Genomic DNA, 18,252 nt, shown 5'->3' on the forward strand with positions numbered 1-18,252 from the left:
TTCGGTACCTATTCGGAAATGAGAGGAGGGCATGGGCTTGCACAGACTGGCTGTCCTCTCTTTCCGCTATCCGAAGATTATTCTTGCCTGCTGGGCGGCCTGCCTCGTTTTCTTCGGGGGCTGTGCGCTCAACCTTCCTTCCGTGCTCCAGGGGCACGGACTCGACCCCGAAGGCTCGTTCGGCACGGTCCGGGAGCGGCTGGACGCGGGTTTTAACCGGCCTGCCGAGCCGGTCGTTCTTTGGTTCGAGCAGAACGCGCCGGGTCCGAAGGAGGAATTTAAAGCTTATATCCGCTCCGTTCTGCGCAATGCCGAGGGCTTGCCTGGATTGGAGAGGATCGTTTCGCCCCTGGATCAGGAGGTGATGCTGCGTTCCGGTAAGGCCTACGCGCTGCTGGACATCCGCTTTACCGGACGAAACGAACAGGCGGTGCTGGGTGAGCTGCGCGGACGCCTGCCCGTTCATCCCGGCTTCGCGTGGAAGCTCACCGGGAAGCCGGTCGTTCAGGCGGATGTGAATGCGGCTAGCGAAAAAGATATGAGAAAAGCGGAGCTGATAGGGCTTCCCGCTGCGTTTCTTATCTTGTGGATAGCCTTCGGCGGAGCGGCGACCGCTTTGATTCCGGTTTTACTCGGATTGGTTTCCACCGTAGTCGCGATGGGAATCGTTTACTGGATCGGGATGGTGACGGATTTGTCCAATTTCGTTCTCAACGTCATTCCGATGGTGGGGCTGGCGCTGAGTATCGATTTTTCCCTGATGCTCGTGAGCCGGTACCGGGAAGAACTGAGCTGCGGCAGGGCCGAACCGGCGCTTCGGTTTACTATGCGGACTTCGGGAAGAGCGGTCTTGTATTCGGCCGGTTGCGTGGCGCTTGGCCTGCTCGGCATCCTGTTCATCCCTCTTCCGATGTTCGCCTCGGTCGCGTGGGCTGCCTTTACCGTCCTGACTGTCTCCGTGTTCTTGTCATTTACGCTGCTGCCTGCGGTGTTGTCTTTGCTGCGGACAAGGATTGAAGCGGAGAACGACGCCCGGTTTCCCGTTAACGGCGGCCGGTTCTGGCATCGCTTGTCTGCGGCCGTTATGAAAAGACCCCTGCGGCTGGCGCTGCTCGCCATCCTGATCGTTTTCATCTTCATCCTGCCGGCGGGCCGGATGAAGATGGCGGTTCCGGATGCGGCTTCGCTTCCCGAAGGGACGGAATCGCGCACCGCAGCCGAACAGCTGGCCGCCCGTTTTCCTTCACCGGAAGCCACCCTTCTTCTGGGTGCGGAAGATGCCGGTGCGCACAGCGGACAACGTTTTGACTGGCAGCATGCTTACCGGCTGTTTCAGCGGCTTCAGCGGGACCCGCAAGTAATCCGGGTGGACTCGGTTTTCTCCAGACCGGGCATGAACGGTGAACAGCTCTCTCTGTTTCTTGAAAAGCCGGGTGTCCGTCACGAAGCCTCTTTACTTCCCTTTTATTTTCATCAAAATCAGTTGGTCCTGGACGTTTACCTTCGCACCGATCCCGATTCGGAAGCAACGAGACAGTGGCTGCGCAAATGGGAGGCGGCGGGCAATCAAGAGCAGATTCCGTTTCAACTGGGCGGTGAGACCAAGTATCGTCAGGAAGTGTACGACGCCATTTTTACCAACCTGCATAAAGTGCTGCTGTTTGTCCTCGTTACGAATTTTTTCCTGCTGTACAAGGCGTTCGGGTCCGTATTCATTCCTCTTAAAACGCTTCTGATGAATGTTCTCAGCATTACCGCTTCATTCGGTTTGTTGACCTGGATTTTTCAGGAAGGGGTGGCCGATGGCGGCGGCTCCATCGCGATCATGATTCCCGTATTCATCTTCGGCCTTGTTTTCGGCATCAGCATGGACTACGGGGTGTTCCTGGTCGCCCGAATTGCCGAGGTTTACCGGCAGACGCAGGACAACGATTACGCGGTTGCAGCCGGACTGGCCTCCACAAGCCGGATCATTACGTCGGCGGCGGCGATCATGATCGCCGTCACGCTTCCGTTTGCGGGAGCGGACGTAGCGGGGGTTAAACAGCTGGGGACCGGTATCGCGGGGGCCATTTTTCTGGATGCCACCCTGATCCGCATGATTCTGGTGCCTGCCTTAATGAAACTTCTGGGCCGGTGGAACTGGTGGGCGCCCTAAAAACAAAAGGTGCGAAACCGCAGCTCCTGCGGTTTTTTTGTGTGTTTATAAGGGATTGAGGTTGTTTTTCAATAAGAAATACTTGTCACTTTTTACGAAGTTATAACTATATCGGGGGGATGGGCGTTTATTTATGCTACAATCGAAGTAACTTTGTGCCTTACGCTTGATCTCTAGTCTAAACTTCGTGAGTGAGGAGCAGCGCTATGTCAGATGATGAACCCGATGATTTACAGGAAACCGGAAGTCTCAAGGAAGCCGAACCGGACGGAGTTTCCGCCGGCTCAGACCGGAGAGATGAGCGCGTGTCCCCGGCTCATGAAGCGGTTACCTTCTGGAAGCTGCTTGTCTTCTTCGTACCGCTCGGCATAGCGGCCAGTCTGGTCACGATGTCCCATTCGATCATTAACAGTACGCTTGCCCGGGCGCCCGATCCCGAACATGTTATCGCGGGATATGCCATTGCGATGAGCCTTCTGGGCATAACGGAGAAGCCGGCCGTGCTGCTCAGGCAGACATGTTCCGCGCTTGTCCGCGACCGGGTCTCGTTTCGCGCCATGCGGCGGGTCGCGTTTTACGTATTCGCGTCCATTATGGCGGCCGGACTGATCTTGTCTTATTTACCGCCCGGAAAATGGCTGATGGGCGCCGTTTTCGGAATCGGCGGGGCACAGCTCGAAAACGTTCTGAACGTTTACCGGATTCTTATGTTCGTCAGCCTGTTTTCCGGGCTGAGATGCCTTTACCACGGCTTGATTATTTATAACAAAAGAACGTTCTGGCTCACGATCGGCATGGTCGTCCGTCTTGTCGGCATGTATCTCGTCGCGCAGTATTACATACGGGTACACGGAGTTACCGGAAGCAGCGTGGGCGCGATCATTTTCCTCGTCGGCATGGTGATCGAGAGCGCCGTTGCGGTGTGGGAGGGCAGTGCGCTGCTTAAGCATAAAATACCGGAGAAGAATCCGGGGCATACCATTGAAAAAACGGGCGATGTTTTCCGCTTTTACAAGCCGCTCCTCTTCTCGTCGTTTATTGCGGTCGTGATCGGACCTTCGCTAAACGCTTTACTCGGCAAGGCGGGAGATGCCGTTATCGCTATCGCGGCGTTCGCGGTCGCCTCCAATTTGACGCAGCTCGTCCAAAGCTTTTTTTCGTATATTCATCAGATTGTCCTGAATTTCTACCGGATTCATCCGGGACGCGTCAAGCGTTTCGTGCTGGTCATCAGTTTTATCCCGTCCGTTCTGATCGGTTTGCTTGCTTATACGGATGCCGGGCCCTGGTTTCTGAACGAAGTCATCGGTGTCGGCGACCGGCTGATGGAGGAAGTGATCAAAACGCTGCGCGTGTTTATGATTCTCACGCTTGTGTTTCCCTGGCTCGATTACGGCAACGGGATTCTTATGCTGCGCCGGGAAACGAGGACGATGGTCTATTCGCAATCGGCCAACGTTACCGTGATGCTCGTCTCGCTTGTTCTGCTGATTGTGATCACGCCGGGCTGGAACGGGGCAATCGGTGCGTTTGCCCAGTCAGTCGGAACGCTGGCTGAGTGTATCGTCGTATTCGCTGCGGTAAAGCGCGGCAGGGGAGAAGCGCTCGTAAGCGGCAGCGCCCCGCGAGAAAAATCCGTCTAATCCTTTCAATAATTTAAACGAAATTTAAACAAACCCCTTCCTCCTTTTAAATGGCAAGGTTTAGCATAAAGGTGGTCATCCTCATGACGCTTTTACTTACCGGCTTACTTACTAGGGGGGAATTTCTTTTGTATTTACATCATCTGAAGCTAAGAACCATCAAAACGACCGTCGCCTTGACGATAGCCGCCGTCTGCGCTTTTCCCGCTGCGGGTATGGCAGCCGCCGATACCGCTGCGGACAGCAAGCCGCCCGCAGTCAGAACAACGGAGCAGTACGGCCGCAACTGGGCGAACTGGCTTCAAAGCCACGCGTATGCCCTGGACCGCATCCAGCCTGAAGCAAGCGTGAAAGGCATCATAGAAAAAGACCGGTTTAAGGATCTGGAATTTCTGAAACCGCTGCTGATCGACAAAAAATTGGTCTACCTCGGTGAAAACACGCATGGGGCGGCGGAATACAGCTCTTCGAAAGTCCGTCTCATTCAATACCTGCACCAGGAGCTCGGTTACGATGTCATCGCTTTCGAATCGGGACTAGGAAATGCGTCCGCCGCCCTTGCCAAAAGCGCCGATTCGACTCCGGAACAAATGATGAAAGAAGCCATTTTCGGAGTGTGGTGGTCCAAGGAAACGCTGCCTCTATTCGACTATATCAAGCAGACTCTCGCAACGGACAAGCCCTTGATCCTGAGCGGATTCGATATGCAAATTCAGTCCCCGTATTCGGAGTTCGTCCGTGACTGGATCGGGTCCAGAGACGCCAAATTGGCCGAAGCGTTCGCGGATGCGGAGCGGGAGCTTGGCGATTGGAGCTTCAGTGAAGACGAAGCGGGATACGCCAAGGCGAAACCGCGTCTGCTGGAAACGTATGCGGGCATGAAAACGTTTGTGAAAGAGAACGCCGACAAGCTGAAAGCGGACTATCCCCGTAACCCGCACTTGATCGAGATGACGCAGCGCGTTCTGGATGACCGCATCGAGGTCATCCGTACATATACCGAAGCGAATATCCGCAGCAACCTTGCGCTCAAGAAGAACGATATCGTCCCCTTCCAGGAAACCGTTAGGATGCGTGACGAGATGATGGCCGCTAATCTGACCTGGCTTGCCGAACAAGTTTATCCGGACAAGAAAATCATTGTCTGGGGACATAACGTACATATTCGGAAGAAAAACTCGGCGGTTTTAAATTCGGCCTACTCGGGTCTGAGCCTTATGGGCGAGAGCATGCCGGCCCGTCTAAAGAAACAGAGCTATGTGATCGGCCTGTATACGTATCAAGGCGAAGCCGCCAACAATATGGGGCAGAGCTATCCCATCGTTAAGCCGGAACGGGGTTCGCTCGAAGACATTTTGAAGCAGTACGGGCATCCTTATACGTTCGTAGATATCAAATACCGTAAAGACAAACCGGGAACTTCCTGGATGTTTGAACCCCGTCTCTCACTCGATTGGGGATTAATGCAGGAAAGCTTTATTCCACGCGACCAGTTTGACGGGCTGCTGCTTATCGATACGGTCCATGCGCCGTCTTACATACGCGGTAAACAGGGTTCGCAGTAGCACTGCCCTCCCATAATGAACGGCCGGAATCCGCTTAGGCAGATGACCGGCTTTTTTTCGTTTAACCTGAAAAGATGCAAGTGAGATATAAAATCCGATATAATCAAAAATAAAGTAAAATTGTTCCAAGGAGAGGAGGTTGGATAGATGTATTATTTTGAGGACCGGATCGAAGCCGAGGCGGAATTGCGTGAGATGCTGGGGTACCCCAACAAAATCGTGGAAGCGATGAAAATCACTTATATGGAGCGGCACTGCCGGGAATTTATCGGTCTGTCGCCTATCCTGTTTGCGTCGACGGCCGATCTCTGGGGAAATTGCGACGTTTCGCCGAGAGGCGACGCGCCCGGTTTCGTGAAGGTGCTGGACGATCATCATCTGATTATTCCCGAAAGGCCAGGCAACCGGCGCATGAACACATACCGGAATATTCTGGAGAATCCGCATATCGGACTCATTTTTATTATACCGGGCTTGGAAGAAACCTTGCGGATTAACGGAAAAGCCTGTCTGACGAAAAATCCCGGTCTGCTCGCTCCGCTTGAGGCGCACGGCAAGATTCCGAAGCTGGCGATCGGGGTCGAGGTGGAAGAAGTTTTTCTCCACTGCGCGAAAGCGTTTAAACGGTCCGAGCTGTGGGATACGAAGACCTGGCCTGCGGCGCTGCCCTCCGTACCGGAAATGATTGCCGCTCACGCCAATCGTCCGGACATTACGGCGGATGAGGTTTCCAAAGGGTTAAAGGACAGCTATGAGAAGAGGATGTATTGAGACTCTCAGCATACTCTGGGCATATAGGAGGTCGGTTTAATGCCAAACACCGAGGAAGAACAGGAGCTTACCGGGGAACGCCCCGGCATTGTTTCCTTATGGGTGGGACAGTTCGGCGAGGATGAAGACCTCAGGCAATATACCGAATTTACGTATGATGAAGACGGAGAAAGCGTATTGCCGGCATTTTGCGCCGACTTCGGAATCGGCTGGTTCGACGAAGATTTTTTCGAAGCCTATCGGGTCGGGGAAGAAACCTCTTCGTTAGCTGAGCTGCTGGAAGGATGTTCGTACGACGAAAAGATCATTCCTGAGTTCGTATCGCAAAGTCTCCCGGAGGGAGGCGCCTGGAATACGGTGGTGCTCCTTTACAATTTCGGCTATCCCTTAAAGAACCGGGGAAAAAGTTCCGCGCCCGGCGCAAACCGTCTTGTATTCGCAGGGATGGCCGAGTACGAATAAGGAGAAAAATTTTTGTTATCCCGCTGATTAAAAAGGATGATTTTTACATCGTGTGCTTTTGCCTGTAAGGCAGATAGCAGAGGTGAAACGACATGACAATTGATTTCGGAATAGTATCCGGCGGCATCTGATGCCAGGGGGCAGCCTCATCGTGATCAATTCCGTATTTGAATCCAAGGAACTCCGCATGAAGGTGAGCGGCGAACTGCTGCGGAGCTTGTCCGGCTTTGACCCGATTTTGCCTATTCCGCATAAATTCTCGGCGGCCGTGTTGACTCTGGAGAGCTGAGCGGCCTCCGCACATTTTAGGAAAGCGGGTGATTCCGTGATTATATGGGTGAACGGCGCCTTTGGCTCCGGTAAGTCCCAAACGACGCACGAGCTGCACCGACGGATACCCGGCTCGTTTTTATACGATCCCGAAAATGCGGGGTTTTTTATACGCAAAAATGTGCCTCTTTCCACGGCGCTGGATGATTTTCAGGATTATCCGATGTGGCGGGAAAGCAATTACGGGATGCTGGACTACATAAGCGGCAAATTTGACGGCGTTATCCTCGTTCCGATGACGCTCGTCAACCCGGTTTATTTCGACGAGATCGTGGGAAGACTCCGGCGGAATAATAGGACCGTTCACCATTTCGCCCTCTGCGCGTCCAAGGAAACGCTGCTCAAACGATTAAGATCGAGAGGGGAAGGCGCGAATTCGTGGGCGGCCCGTCAGATTGACCGCTGCAGGGAGGGACTCTCGCAGGAAGTTTTCAAACATCACGTGGATACCGATTTTTTGACGATCGGTGAAGTCAGCGAGGGAATCGCCGCCATTGCCGGGATACGGCTTCTCCCCGACAACAGGAGCACAATCCGGAAGAAGGCCGACCGTCTGCTGACCCAGCTTAAACAAATCCGGTTCTAGGAAGGAAGTCGCCGTGACGACCATTCAAAGCATTACAGGCTTGTTTCTGCTCGTGTTCGGAACGTTTTTCTCTTTTTCGGCAGGCAATCTGCCGGCGGCGTTTATCAGTCTGGTGGGCGGCTTCGTCCTCATGTCCTTGTCTAGGCTTGTGGATCTTCAACAGGCGGCGTATCTCAAAGCGCTTGGACTGCCGGTAACGGGCGACCAGCTCCACTTGATGATGAAATATTCGCCGGAATATGCGGTAGAGTCTGCGGATTTTAACGTTTATCCGGGAAGTCATAAGGAATATGCTCTCATTCGTCTGGAAGGCGAATTATACTTGTCCGTACAGGTTTTTAAAAACGTAATGACCCAGGAGGAGAACGAGTATACGTTCCGCTTTCCGGGACGCGAGCCCATCAGCCTTTACCGTACCCTATCGTTATACAAAGGGGCCGAGTTGTTTGAATACGGAGGCCTGGCGTTTGTCAGCATTTCGGCATTAAATCTGGTAAGCGACATCCGCGAAGGCAGGCTCCTGCTGAATTTCGCGGTACGAGGGAGAGAGGCGGACAATTAAACTATTATTTCTTTGCAGCCGGAACAGGTGGCGGAGCTTAACGGCCGAGAAAGTGTTTGACGGGGTAAAAGATTGGCAGGTCCGTTCCGCCGGAACGGAGCAGAATGCGCGAATTAAGGTGACCGAAGGCCACGTCGGCTGGGCGGACGTTATTTTCGTCATGGAGAAGAAGCATAAAAGAAGAATTGAGGATAAATTCGGCTCCGTCGTGAGACAGAAGCGGGTGATTTGCCTGGAGATTCCGGACGAGTACGGATTTATGGACGAGGAGCTCGTCGAACTTCTGGAATCCCGGGTATCGGACTATTTTCCTCTCACGGAAAACGGATGATTTTTCGGCGTGCAGGCTGCATTTGTGCAGCGGAAGGACAGCGTTTGGAGAAGGATGTCATCTGAACGCTTATCTTAGCGTTTTATGCGGTTGCCCGGGAAATGAATCGCTGATTTCTCTGATTATTTCCTGGAGGTCAAGCATGCGGGGAATGGAGGGACGCGACTTTGGAGGTAAACGGGGAAAACGGGATCGGCTGGCTGACGCTGGCGCTCATCAATGCGGGTCTGGCTCAAGGGAAAAACAGGAGCGGATCAAACTGGTTTTTCATTTCGCTGCTGATCGGGCCGCTGGCTACTCTGCTCATTGTCGTTTGGGATAGAATTCCGAAGGACCCAGAGCGGAAAAGAATGTACTAAAAAAGAGCTGTCTTCCCTAAGGGAGACAGCTCTTTTTATTATCGGAGGGGAGCGGGATGATACGCCGGCGCGCCGATGCGGGTCATCTCTACGGCGATAGAGCCCATGAACTGGGCCAGTTTGCGGATAGCGATCACGCCGACAGGAGCGGCCAGGATGCCGATTCCCGTATGGATCAGGGAAAGCTGCATGGAATCGATCCGTTCGTTCATCAGGAAGAAGTTCAGCTGATCATGAAATATATCGATGTGGAGGGTCTGGAGAAGAACCCAGTACACAATCGGAGAAACCAGCAGAGCCAGGACGACCGAGGCAATCGAGACCGCGAACGCAAAAGCGAGAATGCCAAGCGGCAGGCGGATGAACTGCCAAAGCAGCGCGCTGAACGATCTTGCGTCGACCAGCTCCGCGCCGAGCAGGGCCCAGAAGGACTTCCGTTCTCCCCGGTGAATGTTGCCGGACGTTTCCGCCTTGGTCTGCGGTTCCAGGCCAAGCAGCCGGGAGGCGAGTCGGGCGTCCAGATCCGTCAGGTTCCGGTTCGTCCGCAGTACAAACAGAAGGAGCGGAAATCCGATAAAAACCGGCATAAGCCCGATGGATAATGCTATCCCTACGACTGCATATACGAAGCCGAACAGTCCCATGGGAAGTAGAGCAAGCAAATAAAAAAACGACGCCGTGAAATCTGGTGATTTATTCAATGTCTTCCACCGTCCTTATGTGATCTGTTTAATAAGACGACGATGGAGGACGATTCCCTTCAAAACTTACAGAAACGGGATTTTGAAAGACTTTTTGTAGATCGGATACAGCCATTTGACGCCGCTTGGCGTTAAGGTATCGGCGAACAGATGGGAGAAGTAGCCCGCGACTGCGACCATCATAATGCCTTCCAGCTTCAGCTGGTTCTCCAGCTCCATACCGATGGCGCCCCAAGCCGCAAGCGCCCATACCGTGTGCGTCATCCCGCGGTGTTTCAACCAGGGAGCCCAGACGACAAAAGCGCCGAGTCCGATCAGCCATCTCATTTGCGTATTCCAGCCCCAGTAAATGAGGCCCGCTCCGACGAGACTGACCAGCGTGTTGCGGATAATCCCTTCTTTGGTCACGAAGCCGATCAGAAAAATCATGACCGCGATCGTCATCCGTTCCGGGTAAAACTGATGCTTCGTAAAAAAGAGATAGGCCACGGCCGCGACAAGCAAAGCGCCTCCCCACAGAAACACTTCGCGCAGCCATTTGGAAATTTTGCCGAGCTTGCTGCTCAGCATGCTGGGACCGTCCAGATCCGCGCTTAATGCGGAGAAAGCGGCCACCGATATGTACACCGCAAAATTCGTTGGGGTAAAAGGATGAAAAGCGGACGCGGCAAGTCCGATGGCAGTGCCGATTGCGAGATGAGTTGAACCTTTCATAATGCCTCCGTTTGACTGACGATGATAGAATGCAAACGTATGTTTGCTAAAACAGTATACAAGGAAAGCTCATTACGCACAAGGCACGGAGGAAAAATAAGCACATCGGCGGATAATCGGACTTCGGAGAAAGCGAGAAAAAGGCGCGGCACCCGTCAAAACGGGCTGCCGCGCCTTTTCCTGCATTTGTCTGCGTTCAATCAAAGAAATTGCCGAAATTTTTGATAAGGAAATCGGTTGTGACATGAACTTGTATAGCCGGATAGGTCTCTTCCCAGTCCAGCTTCTTCCACTCCGCATACCCCAGCTTGTTCCGGACGTACCGGCCCAGCCCGATGCTGTCTGTGCCGTTTTCCTGCATAAAGGAAAACACCCTTTCGGACTGCTCCGATATATAGGCGGCTACCTTCTTCTCGACCTTGGATCGCTCATTCGTGCTCAAATTCAGGTTGCCGCTATATTCAAGCACGCTCCCGTGGACTTTTAATCGGATGTCCGCGTGTATAACGCCTTTCTCGTCTTTGCGGATTTTAATTTTCCGCTTGCTGGTGATGGCGTTGAACATGATCGACTTAACTTCCTCGTCGTTCAGGGCGAATGAAAATTCACCCTGTTTCTGATTTTGGTACAGCAGATTGAAAAAGATCATGTCTTTCGTAGGCAGCTTCGTGACATACACATCGTTTCTGAATAAAGCGATCCCGCTGACCTCCAGATCCTTTCCGGTCATGCGGATGATGGTCGCGATGGGATCGATGCCTTCATCAAAATAGTCCCGGACAAATTGATGGAGGAGAATACGCGGCATATTTTGAAGCTGGTATTCTTTTTGCAGCAGCTTATCTATATATTGCTCCGTTTTGGGATGCCCCGGGTAGTCCCGGTCGATGATATCGTGCGCTTTGTCTTCCGTCAGGATGATATTCGCTCTTTTGGAGATGGAGGGATCGCGCAAAAGAGCATCCATATGCTGCCGCAGCCCGGTTCTGGCCAGTTGAATGCCGTAAAGCAGGTTTCTCAGCTGACCGCTGACCAGCGTCCGGCTCGTTCTCCTGGACAACAGGTTTTTCGCCGCTTTGTTGCTTGAAGCTGTAATCGTTAGCACCTCTTCGTGCCCGTCCCCGGATTCTCTCTCGATAACCGGGATGCTGAGGGTTACCGTCATTTTGTTGCCGGGTGCCCAGTCATAAGCGGCGGATTGAACGTAGCCGATCTTTTCCAGGACGTTCTGGTCCCTTGCGCAGCCTGCTAGAAGGAAGAGGGCAGGAAGAACAAGAATCCGCGGTTTAAACATGGGGCTGCCTCCTTTTACGGAAAAGTAAGACAACGAGAGCGAATACGGGAAGAAAAAATGCCAGAAAAATCATCATCACGCTGAGATAGCCGAACCACTCTTCCACGACGATGAGGGTTTGGGGAATGTAGGAAATGAAAAAAGTGGCCAGCATAATGGCGACGATGAGGTAGGTTCCTTTTATTCTGGGAAAAAGCCGTTTCAACGTTTCTTTTCCGCTCCAGAAGTACATGGCCGCCGTAACGATAACGGAAATGAGAAATACGCTGTACAGGAAATTTTGAATCCGTTCCATAAACGGAAATTTCAAAAAAGCGAGCAGGTCCAGCAATGGGAAAGACTGATGTTTAAGCTGGATGTAGCTGAAAAAGCCGTAGCAGATGAAAGTCACCGTCGTGTAGACGAACGTGACCACGAAATTTCCGATATACACTCCCCGCATCCATTTGACGCTTTTGCTTGCGTACGGAATGAAGAAGAGACTGATCTCGTAACCCATAAATGCGCTGTACATCTTGACGAATCCCTTGGATATGCTTTCCCCGTCTTTGAAAAAGGAAGTTGTGAGACGGACCGAATCGAACTCCGTCGTGAAAGCGATGAATATCGGAACGAGCAGCAGCAAGAGCAGACAGAAGATGATGTTCGCTTTCGAAATGGTGTAAATTCCTTTGAGAAGCAGCAGCAGAACAAGGAGATCGACCACCAGCTTCAACACGATATCGGGCGTAGACGGAAAAATCAGAAGCTGGTAAATGAGCACATACTGCTTGACCACCAGGCATCCGACCATACTGAACACGGCGGTCATGAACAGGTAAAGCGGCGCCAGCACCCACTTGGGAATCGCCTTCTCCACGATCTCGAAGAACGACACTCCTTTTCCGTACTTGTTGACAAGCGAAATCAGGTAGATATTGAAGGTGGCGATCACACCGACGAGCAGTACGGACATCCATCCGTTCGTCCCGAAATAGGTGGCGGCAATCCGGGGGAGAGTGAAGAAGACGACACCCATCTGCGTATTAAAAACGAGAAACCCGGCATGGTGGGTATACAATTTCTCCCTGGACAAATCAGACCACCTACTTTTTGAGCTTGTTGTATTTTTTGTTTATGGATAAGGATTGGGCCGGCCGGCTTTTCAGGCTCCAGAAAGGAGCGCGGATAAAGATGTCTTTCCAGTCCTTTAATTTGATAGGGGCGACCGGCATGGTGTAAGGAGCGCCCAAGCTCGTTAATTTGGCCAGATGGATGATAACCAGGGCGATACCGGCCATCAGGCCGAAATTGCCCAGCACGCCTGCCGCGATGACCAGACCGAAGCGGATCAGCCGGATGGAAGCGCTCATCGTATAGCTCGGAATCACGTAAGAGGCTATCGCCGAAGAAGCCACCGCAATAATCAGGATATTGCTCGTAAAACCCGCCTGGACGGCCGCCTGCCCGATGACGATACCGCCTACGATGCCGATCGTCTGTCCGATTTTGGTCGGGAGCCGGGCTCCGGCTTCCCGGAGCAGTTCGATCGTCGTTTCCATCAGGAGCGCCTCGAAAACCGGCGGAAACGGAACGCGGCTGCGTGATTCCGTCAGCGTCGTGATCAGGTTGTCCGGAATCATCTCGTAGTGGTACGTCGTAACGGAGACGTAGAGAGCCGTGAACGAAATCGTGATGATAAAGGCCGTGTAGCGCAGCAAGCGGGTCGCGGTGCCGACCGCCCAGCGGCTGTAATAGTCGTCCGGTGAAATAAAAAATTCGAAAAAGGAAGTCGGTCCGCAGATGACCGACGGGCTCTGCTCGACGATAGCGACGACTTTGCCTTCCACGAGTTTGGAGGCCGCAACGTCAGGGCGTTCCGTGTTCAGCATAACCGGGAACACCGAGTTGGGAAAATCGTCGATGAGCTGGACGAGCATGGTCGCATCGAAGATCGCGTCCGTCTCGATAGCCTGTATACGCTGCGTCATCGTGTTGACGTACTCCATGTTGGCGATTCCATCGATATAGAGGACGAATACTTTGCTTTTCGTAACCTCGCCTACGGTCAACGTCTGGACTTTCAGACGGTTGCTTTTCACCCGCCTGCGGATGAGAGACAAGTTCGCTTCCAGAGATTCCGTAAAAGCGTCGTGGGGGCCGACGATGACGCCTTCCGTCTCCGACTGTTCGATGGCGCGGACTTCGGGCCCGTAAATATCGACGGTATAGGCGGTCCCTTTGACGAACAGAGCGGCCCAGCCGCTTACGATTTTTTCGATAAGCAGCTTTTCCTCGGTCACACGGATAAAAATCGAATTTTTCAGCAGCTCGTCCGTTTCGTCCGCCTGGATATTTTCGAGGGGAGTCAGAACTTCGCGCTCGAACAAATCGGGGCTGACCATGTGCTTAAAATAAAAAAGCGTGATCTCGAGCTCCGGAAATTCCCGCTCGGTCAGATCGCTGCAATCTTTAAACTGTTCTCTGATCGTGTCAAGCACAGGAGGAACGGCATGAATTTGCCGGATAACGGGCGAAGGGGGATTCGTGCCGGACAACAAACGCATCCATTTTTTGAAAAGCATAGCCCATCTCCTCTCCGCCGGTTTTTCCTATTTTGTGAAAAGAGGGAAGATTTATACCTCCTATCAAATTTTGCGCTTTAACGCACTTCCGCTCCAAGAGAATTCATAGAAAAGCCCGGAGCGGAACCGATTTTTTTATGTTGAATGGGGTAAGTATAAGCAGGCGCTGCGTTTTCTGGAAAACTGCGGAATAAGAAAGGAGCCGAACAGATGGAAAATCCGTTTGAAGATAAAAGGATGCCGGTCACGTCCGTCAAGAGTGGGGAAGGGACCGAGGCCGCCCCGGACATCTATTGTCTCACCTTGCAGATCGTGAACGTCGTATTTGTGGGCGAAGTCAGCAGCCCGCAGGGGTGGGTTCTTGTGGACGCGGGAATGCCGCGCTCCGCGGACGACATTGTCGAAGCCGCGGAAAAGCGTTTCGGGACGGTGCCTCCGCGCGCGATTGTATTGACCCACGGTCATTTCGATCATGTCGGGTCCATCGCCCGGCTGGTCAAGCGGTGGAACGTGCCCGTATACGCGCACGAGCTCGAAATTCCTTATTTGAACGGCATGCAGGACTATCCCCCGGCCGATCCCGACGTGGACAGCGGGCTTGTCGCGAAAATGTCGCCCACTTTCCCGAACGAAGGAATCGACCTGGGCAGCTATTTGCGCAAGCTCCCGTCGGACGGCTCCATCCCCGACATGCAGGACTGGAGATGGATTCATACGCCGGGACACACACCCGGGCATATTTCACTTTTCCGGGACAAGGATAAGGCATTGATTGCGGGGGACGCTTTCGTGAACGTCAAGCAGGAATCGCTTTATAAAGTGATCATGCAGACGCCGGAGGTAAACGGACCCCCGAAATATTTTACGACCGACTGGGAAGCGGCCAAAATCTCCGTCCGGTTTCTGGAAGGATTGCAGCCGTCTCTGGCCGTCACCGGACACGGAAGACCGGTTTCCGGACCAGAATTGGCGGAAGGATTGCGAACACTTTCTGAACATTTCGAAGAACGGGCGATGCCGGAGAAGAAATAACGGCTGAAAACCCTCTTTTTTTAAGGTAAATTGTCTGAAAATTTGTCGAAAAAACCGGCAATCTATGAGGTTTTTACCAAAAAAGCCATAATTGCCGGTTAAATTGTGAACTCTTGTGACAAAATGCGCAATTTTTTTGGACTTTTCTATAGACTGCATTATAATAAGTATTGTAATTTCCACATTTGATGACGATACCTGAAATTGAGAAGAAATTCTCGACGAGGAAGGCTATCGTTATTGTTATGCTAGGATGTTCTATACGAGCAGAACTAATATCTTAAAAGTGAGGCGGAAAATTACAGCTATGAGGAATGAAGTGGAAGGCAGTCGATGGCCCTGGGAATCTTATTACGGGCCGAACCTAGGTTACATTCAAGAGAAGTATGAGCAGTATCTGAACGATCCCGACTCTGTGGAAGCAGCTTATCGGGACCTGTTTGCGCGTTTTGGAGCGCCTCCGGCATCGGTACAAACCGTCCAATCCGAAGGTCAGGCAAACGCAGGAACCACTACCACCAGCGACCCGAACGTGCTGAAGAAAGTCGTCGCCGTCGGCAAACTGGTGTGGAATATTCGCACATACGGGCACTTAGCTGCCAACCTGGACCCGCTGGGTCTGAGCACCAACCCGGATACAAGACTGCTTGAGCCGGGCACATACGGCCTGACCAAAGAAGATCTGATGGCTATGCCGGCATCAATCGTCTGGGAAGAAGCTCCGTCCGACGTGGCGAACGGCTGGGAAGCGATCCAGCGCCTGCGTCAAAGATATTCCCAATCGATCGGTTTTGAATTCAGCCATGTTCATGAAGAAGACGAGCGTAACTGGCTGAACCGTCAAGCGGAATCGGGCGCATCTATCGAGCCGCTGACGAAAGAAGAGCGCACCAAGCTTCTGGACCGCCTTGTACAGACAGAGCAGTTTGAAAACTTCCTGCACCGCACATTTGTCGGCCAGAAGCGTTTCTCGCTGCAAGGTACGGACGTACTTATTCCACTTTTAGACGAAATCGTTCATGAAGTCGTTCACGACGGAGCGGAACACATTCTGATGGGGATGGCTCACCGCGGACGCCTAAACGTGCTCGCTCACATTCTGGGCAAGCCGTACAAGAAGATCTTTTCGGAATTCCATCATGCGCCGAACAAAGACATCATTCCGTCCGAAGGTTCCACAGGAATCAACTACGGCTGGACAGGGGACGTAAAGTACCACCTGGGTGCACGACGCTCAATCAAGGAAGGCGAAACTAGAGAAGCCAAGCTGACACTCGCGAACAACCCGAGTCACTTGGAGTTTGTAGGCGCAGTCGTTGAGGGCTTTGCGCGTGCGGCACAAGATAATCGCGAAAATCCCGGCTATCCAGAACAGGATCTGAACAAGGCGGCTTGTATTGTCATGCACGGCGACGCCGCTTTCCCGGGTGAAGGTATCGTTGCCGAGACGCTCAACTTTACGAAACTGACCGGTTATCAGAACGGCGGAACGATCCATATTATCGTCAACAACCGGGTAGGTTTCACGACCGACAGCACGGATTCCCGCTCCACTCACTATGCGAGCGACCTGGCCAAAGGCTACGAGATTCCGATCGTTCACGTCAACGCGGACGACCCGGAAGCATGTCTTGCAGCGGCGCGTCTGGCTTGCGAATACCGCAACCGGTTCAAGAAAGACTTCCTGATCGACCTGATCGGCTACCGCCGTTACGGCCACAACGAGAACGACGATCCGGAAACGACTCAGCCGCTGATGTACGGCAAAGTGAAGAACCATTCGACGATCTCCGTCCTGTATGCCGAAAAGCTGAAGCAGGAAGGGCTTGTAGACGACAACGGCTACCAGCAGATGATCCAGAACATCCAGAGCACGCTTCAGGAAGCGTACGAAGTCGTTAAAAATCACCAAGGCAAGGGACAGCGTGTCGCCGAGCCGGCTATTTTCGACGATCTTAAGAAAATCAAGACGGCCGTTCCGCTTCAGGAACTGCAGGAAATCAACCGCGAGCTGATTACATGGCCGGAAGATTTCAACGTCTACCCGAAATTGCAGCGTATCCTGGAACGCCGCGGAGACGCGCTTAACGAAGGCGGCAAGGTAGACTGGGCGCTCGCGGAAACGCTGGCGTTCGCTTCGATCCTGGCCGACGGCAAGCCGATCCGGATCAGCGGACAGGACGTAGGCCGCGGAACGTTCGCGCACCGCCACCTCGTGCTGCACGATGTGAAGAACGGCTCGACCTACTCGCCGCTGCACAAGCTGCCTCAGGCGCGCGCATCGTTCGCGATTTACAACAGCCCGCTGTCCGAAGGCTCCGTCCTTGCTTTCGAATACGGCTATAACGTCTATTCGCCGGAAACCCTCGTGATCTGGGAAGCCCAGTATGGCGATTTCGCCAATGCGGCGCAGGTAATCATCGACCAGTTCATTTCCGCGGGCCGCTCCAAATGGGAGCAAAAATCCAGTCTCGTGATGCTTCTGCCTCACGGCTACGAAGGTCAAGGACCGGAGCATTCCAGTGCCCGTCTGGAACGTTTCCTGCAGCTCTCCGCAGAGAACAACTGGACGGTCGCGAACCTGAGCAGCGCGGCGCAATATTTCCATATTCTCCGCCGCCAGGCTGCCATTACGGAACGCGAAGAGGCTCGCCCGCTCGTTATTATGGCGCCGAAAAGCCTTATCCGTAACGCGCGCGTATCGTCCGACGGCAAGGAATTCAGCGAAAGCTCCTTCCTGCCGGTCATGGAACAGAAAGGTCTTGGCAATCAGCCGAAGAAAGTGAAACGTCTTGTGCTGACCACCGGTAAAATGGCGATCGATCTGGAAGAAGCGCTTGAAACGGCCGAAGACCGCGATTTCTCGTGGCTTCATATTGCCCGCGTAGAGCAGCTTTACCCGCTGCCGGAACAGGATATCGCGGATATCATCGCGAAGTTCCCCGGACTGAAAGAAATCGTCTGGGTACAGGAAGAACCCCGGAACATGGGCTCCTGGAACTTCATGGAATCCAGAATCCGTTCCCTTGCGCCGGATAAAGTCAACGTGCGTTACGCAGGTCTGCCTGACCGCTCCAGCCCGGCCAGCGGCTTCCAGGAGATTCATACGTACGAGCATAACCAGATTATCTCGCTCGCTCTTAAACAACCGGAATAATAAACTCGCATAGGAGGTCACCA

The 18,252-nt window shown here is 53.1% G+C and carries 17 protein-coding genes; 12 read left to right on the forward strand and 5 right to left on the reverse strand.

The features are described from left to right. Positions 1 to 31 precede the first annotated feature (31 nt). The 10 genes from ACI48J_RS11125 (at position 32) to ACI48J_RS11170 (ending at position 8,767) form a co-directional block, all read left to right on the forward strand. Positions 32 to 2,158, forward strand: a complete 2,127-nt coding sequence (locus ACI48J_RS11125; RefSeq protein WP_405082783.1) for an MMPL family transporter — start codon at positions 32 to 34, stop codon at positions 2,156 to 2,158. Positions 2,159 to 2,364: 206 nt separating this feature from the next. Next, on the forward strand, positions 2,365 to 3,801 hold the full coding sequence (locus ACI48J_RS11130) for a multi antimicrobial extrusion protein MatE (RefSeq protein WP_405082784.1): 1,437 nt from the start codon (positions 2,365 to 2,367) through the stop codon (positions 3,799 to 3,801). Between the two features lie 128 nt (positions 3,802 to 3,929). After that, positions 3,930 to 5,366 carry an erythromycin esterase family protein gene (locus tag ACI48J_RS11135; RefSeq protein ID WP_405082785.1) on the forward strand — a complete coding sequence of 479 codons (1,437 nt, stop codon included), beginning with the start codon at positions 3,930 to 3,932 and terminating at the stop codon, positions 5,364 to 5,366. A 147-nt stretch (positions 5,367 to 5,513) separates the two neighbouring features. Next, the gene (locus tag ACI48J_RS11140; RefSeq protein ID WP_405082786.1) at positions 5,514 to 6,137 is read left to right on the forward strand and encodes an MSMEG_1061 family FMN-dependent PPOX-type flavoprotein; all 624 of its coding nucleotides are present in this window, start codon (positions 5,514 to 5,516) and stop codon (positions 6,135 to 6,137) included. Positions 6,138 to 6,176: 39 nt separating this feature from the next. Further along, positions 6,177 to 6,599: an immunity 22 family protein gene (locus ACI48J_RS11145; protein ID WP_405082787.1), complete on the forward strand. Its 423-nt coding sequence runs from the start codon at positions 6,177 to 6,179 to the stop codon at positions 6,597 to 6,599. 151 nt (positions 6,600 to 6,750) lie between these two features. Next, positions 6,751 to 6,888 carry a hypothetical protein gene (locus tag ACI48J_RS11150; protein ID WP_405082788.1) on the forward strand — a complete coding sequence of 46 codons (138 nt, stop codon included), beginning with the start codon at positions 6,751 to 6,753 and terminating at the stop codon, positions 6,886 to 6,888. A gap of 36 nt (positions 6,889 to 6,924) precedes the next feature. Further along, entirely contained in the window at positions 6,925 to 7,515 is a 591-nt protein-coding gene (locus ACI48J_RS11155) for an AAA family ATPase (protein WP_405082789.1), read from the forward strand. A 13-nt stretch (positions 7,516 to 7,528) separates the two neighbouring features. After that, positions 7,529 to 8,077 (forward strand): hypothetical protein, encoded by a 549-nt coding sequence (locus tag ACI48J_RS11160; RefSeq protein ID WP_405082790.1) that lies wholly within the window; start codon positions 7,529 to 7,531, stop codon positions 8,075 to 8,077. 52 nt (positions 8,078 to 8,129) lie between these two features. Next, on the forward strand, positions 8,130 to 8,408 hold the full coding sequence (locus ACI48J_RS11165; RefSeq protein ID WP_405082791.1) for a protein tyrosine phosphatase: 279 nt from the start codon (positions 8,130 to 8,132) through the stop codon (positions 8,406 to 8,408). A gap of 167 nt (positions 8,409 to 8,575) precedes the next feature. After that, complete coding sequence (locus ACI48J_RS11170) at positions 8,576 to 8,767, forward strand: antitermination protein NusB (protein ID WP_326050357.1); 192 nt, start codon at positions 8,576 to 8,578, stop codon at positions 8,765 to 8,767. 38 nt (positions 8,768 to 8,805) lie between these two features. Here the strand turns inward: ACI48J_RS11170 and ACI48J_RS11175 are convergent, their stop codons facing one another. The 5 genes from ACI48J_RS11175 to ACI48J_RS11195 all read right to left on the reverse strand — a co-directional run bounded on the left by ACI48J_RS11175 (position 8,806) and on the right by ACI48J_RS11195 (position 14,040). After that, positions 8,806 to 9,468 carry a sensor domain-containing protein gene (locus ACI48J_RS11175; RefSeq protein ID WP_326050358.1) on the reverse strand — a complete coding sequence of 221 codons (663 nt, stop codon included), beginning with the start codon at positions 9,466 to 9,468 and terminating at the stop codon, positions 8,806 to 8,808. A 66-nt stretch (positions 9,469 to 9,534) separates the two neighbouring features. Further along, a complete protein-coding gene (locus ACI48J_RS11180) occupies positions 9,535 to 10,182 on the reverse strand; it encodes a metal-dependent hydrolase (RefSeq protein WP_405082792.1) in 648 nt (215 codons plus the stop codon). A 196-nt stretch (positions 10,183 to 10,378) separates the two neighbouring features. After that, positions 10,379 to 11,476, reverse strand: coding sequence for a Ger(x)C family spore germination protein (locus tag ACI48J_RS11185; RefSeq protein WP_326050361.1), 1,098 nt, complete (start codon positions 11,474 to 11,476; stop codon positions 10,379 to 10,381). Continuing rightward, the gene (locus tag ACI48J_RS11190) at positions 11,469 to 12,551 is read right to left on the reverse strand and encodes a GerAB/ArcD/ProY family transporter (RefSeq protein ID WP_405082793.1); all 1,083 of its coding nucleotides are present in this window, start codon (positions 12,549 to 12,551) and stop codon (positions 11,469 to 11,471) included. Before ACI48J_RS11190 ends, ACI48J_RS11185 begins: the two co-directional genes overlap by 8 nt. Before the next feature lie 10 nt (positions 12,552 to 12,561). Continuing rightward, on the reverse strand, positions 12,562 to 14,040 hold the full coding sequence (locus tag ACI48J_RS11195; RefSeq protein WP_326050364.1) for a spore germination protein: 1,479 nt from the start codon (positions 14,038 to 14,040) through the stop codon (positions 12,562 to 12,564). 210 nt (positions 14,041 to 14,250) lie between these two features. On the opposite strand from ACI48J_RS11195, the gene ACI48J_RS11200 reads away from it, so the two are divergent. After that, entirely contained in the window at positions 14,251 to 15,072 is an 822-nt protein-coding gene (locus ACI48J_RS11200) for an MBL fold metallo-hydrolase (protein ID WP_326050366.1), read from the forward strand. A gap of 307 nt (positions 15,073 to 15,379) precedes the next feature. Then, entirely contained in the window at positions 15,380 to 18,229 is a 2,850-nt protein-coding gene (locus ACI48J_RS11205) for a 2-oxoglutarate dehydrogenase E1 component (protein WP_405082794.1), read from the forward strand. Positions 18,230 to 18,252: the final 23 nt, after the last annotated feature.

Origin of the sequence: Paenibacillus chitinolyticus, assembly GCF_045038035.1 — a bacterium.
Classification (GTDB): domain Bacteria; phylum Bacillota; class Bacilli; order Paenibacillales; family NBRC-103111; genus Paenibacillus_F; species Paenibacillus_F chitinolyticus_A.

Excerpts from the sequence above, each read along its gene's own strand:
- ACI48J_RS11125 (WP_405082783.1), top strand. The coding sequence starts at position 32 with ATGGGCTTGCACAGACTGGCTGTCCTCTCTTTCCGCTATCCGAAGATT.
- ACI48J_RS11130 (WP_405082784.1), top strand. The coding sequence starts at position 2,365 with ATGTCAGATGATGAACCCGATGATTTACAGGAAACCGGAAGTCTCAAG.
- ACI48J_RS11140 (WP_405082786.1), top strand. The coding sequence starts at position 5,514 with ATGTATTATTTTGAGGACCGGATCGAAGCCGAGGCGGAATTGCGTGAG.
- ACI48J_RS11145 (WP_405082787.1), top strand. The coding sequence starts at position 6,177 with ATGCCAAACACCGAGGAAGAACAGGAGCTTACCGGGGAACGCCCCGGC.
- ACI48J_RS11180 (WP_405082792.1), bottom strand. The coding sequence starts at position 10,182 with ATGAAAGGTTCAACTCATCTCGCAATCGGCACTGCCATCGGACTTGCC.
- ACI48J_RS11185 (WP_326050361.1), bottom strand. The coding sequence starts at position 11,476 with ATGTTTAAACCGCGGATTCTTGTTCTTCCTGCCCTCTTCCTTCTAGCA.
- ACI48J_RS11195 (WP_326050364.1), bottom strand. The coding sequence starts at position 14,040 with ATGCTTTTCAAAAAATGGATGCGTTTGTTGTCCGGCACGAATCCCCCT.
- ACI48J_RS11200 (WP_326050366.1), top strand. The coding sequence starts at position 14,251 with ATGGAAAATCCGTTTGAAGATAAAAGGATGCCGGTCACGTCCGTCAAG.
- ACI48J_RS11205 (WP_405082794.1), top strand. The coding sequence starts at position 15,380 with ATGAGGAATGAAGTGGAAGGCAGTCGATGGCCCTGGGAATCTTATTAC.